Raw genomic sequence first — 1,980 nt, forward strand, 5'->3', positions numbered from 1 at the left:
GTCGCACCTTAATTGGGCGTTATGTACTTTTAAGGAAAATCAGAAACTTATGGATGAAAACACTGAATTTTGGCGTCAGTACTACGAAAAGGCACTATCTCGAACACATTCAAAACGTACTGAATTTGCTGTTCGACTCAATGAATCAAACCTCAAAGTAGCCACTGACTGTGGTTGTGGAACAGGCAGTGATATCGAATACCTAGAGCAACAGGGTTTTCAAGTTCATGGCTTCGATATTAATCCTGATTCGGTCGCTATTTGTAGAGACAGGTTTGGGTCAAAGTCATTAGTGGATATCGCAGAGTCTTCGTTTGAGTCTTTCGACTATCCAAAGTCTGGTGTAGTTATCGCAAACTCTAGTTTGTTCTTCGCTGACCCAAACCAATTTGAATCGACTTGGAGCAAAATTAAGTCTTCAATTGAAGTCGGTGGGGTATTTGCGGGTGACTTCATGGGTTTCAAAGATAGTTGGGCTAACAACTATCGCAGCCCAACAACACCTTTATCGGAATCAGAGGTAAAGGTTTTTTTCTCAGATTTCGAAATAGTCAGGTTTGTTGAACGTGATGAGAAATCGAAAACTTCATTGGGTAGAATGAAGCATTGGCATACATATTCCGTGGTCGCGGTGAAACGTACATAACAAAGCGTTTAAGACGGATTCCCAACGCTTGGCATTTCCGGTTTTCTTCGGTTTAAGTGTTTATGTCATAATGGTTTAGGCAGGGTGGTGGGCGTTGCTCACCACTTAACGCGGCGTTAGGCTTTTTGCGCATACTCACATCACTATACTTGCTGTTATGATAAAGTGCGTCGTACTTTATTTTAAGGGATGTAATATGAGTGAGCAGGATTTAAGGCATGGGCAGGCACTTAGTCTGCAATGGGTTACCTTTGCGCTACAAAAAATGGTTAAAGATATTGAAACTGGCGGCTCAACTACAAATACATTGATTGGAAATTGTAAAAGTGTGGCTGGTGACTCTGGTTTAGGAACTCTATCAACTGGTAGCGATTATGTGCTTAATTTTCTAATTCCATTTTCAGTGGAATTAGCATTAAAAGCCCTATTAATAAAAGAAGGTATAGACCCAGGTCATATACATAATCTAGTAAAGCTTTATGGTAAGTTATCAACTAAAATGCAAGATGAAATTCAACGTATTTTTAAAGAAGAACAACAGGTTACGAAGTTTACGATGATAGAGCTACTTGAACGGCATAAAGCTGATTTTGTAATGTGGCGGTATCTTGATAAAGCTGAAGAGTTGCATCGTGATGAAGTTGAGTTGCAGTTAGCTTTAAGCGCGATCCTAGACTTGTATAATTCAAAAGCCTAACAAACAATTTAAGAGTGATTCAGCACGCTTGGCATTTTTGGTTTGGGTTAAATTCAGTGTTTACGGTGCTCAAATTAAGTGTAGTGGTTGCGTGCTTCACACCTTAATTGGGCGTTATACACAAAGGCTCATAAATCACCTGTTTATCAGTCGATTGTTGCTTATTTGCAGTGAGAAAGGATAATATCGGGCTCTTCTTACTCTAAATGTTGCTGATAATGCGCCTTGATAAATTTGTGTGTAAAAGCACTGAGTTAACAAAAACCGAAGCTATCCAACAGATTAATTCTGGCCGGGTTATGGTCAATGACGATGTTGCAATGAATGAGGCAACTCAAGTTCATGAAAATAATACGATATTGTTGAACGGTGTTAAGTTAAAAGCTCGTGATTTCCGCTATATTCTCATGCATAAGCCTGCGGGCACTATTTGCTCTAATATTGATGAGGTTTATCCATCTCTGTTCAATTATTTAAACGTTGATAACGTTTCGGAGCTTCACATAGCGGGTCGTTTGGATGCAGATACAACAGGTATGGTGTTAATTACTGACGATGGACGTTGGTCGTTTAATATCACGACACCAACGAAAGAATGTCGCAAAGTTTATCGTGTGGGTTTATCTCGTCCAATTTC

Annotated in this window: 3 protein-coding genes; all 3 read left to right on the forward strand. The window is 39.5% G+C overall.

The window, feature by feature from the left end; translation table 11 throughout:
- The first annotated feature begins 49 nt into the window (after nt 1-49).
- Nucleotides 50-646, forward strand: coding sequence for a class I SAM-dependent methyltransferase (locus tag FCV43_RS20060; RefSeq protein ID WP_113795352.1), 597 nt, complete (start codon nt 50-52; stop codon nt 644-646).
- Nucleotides 647-842: 196 nt separating this feature from the next.
- Nucleotides 843-1,343, forward strand: a complete 501-nt coding sequence (locus tag FCV43_RS20065; protein WP_170961705.1) for a HEPN domain-containing protein — start codon at nt 843-845, stop codon at nt 1,341-1,343.
- A gap of 218 nt (nt 1,344-1,561) precedes the next feature.
- Nucleotides 1,562-1,980 (forward strand): pseudouridine synthase (locus tag FCV43_RS20070; RefSeq protein ID WP_240697203.1); only part of this gene is annotated, 419 nt, incomplete at its 3' end.

Origin of the sequence: Vibrio genomosp. F6 (genome assembly GCF_005146325.1) — a bacterium.
GTDB lineage: Bacteria > Pseudomonadota > Gammaproteobacteria > Enterobacterales > Vibrionaceae > Vibrio > Vibrio cortegadensis.

Coding starts and splice junctions, on each gene's coding strand:
- FCV43_RS20060 (WP_113795352.1), top strand. CDS start 50: ATGGATGAAAACACTGAATTTTGGCGTCAGTACTACGAAAAGGCACTA.
- FCV43_RS20065 (WP_170961705.1), top strand. CDS start 843: ATGAGTGAGCAGGATTTAAGGCATGGGCAGGCACTTAGTCTGCAATGG.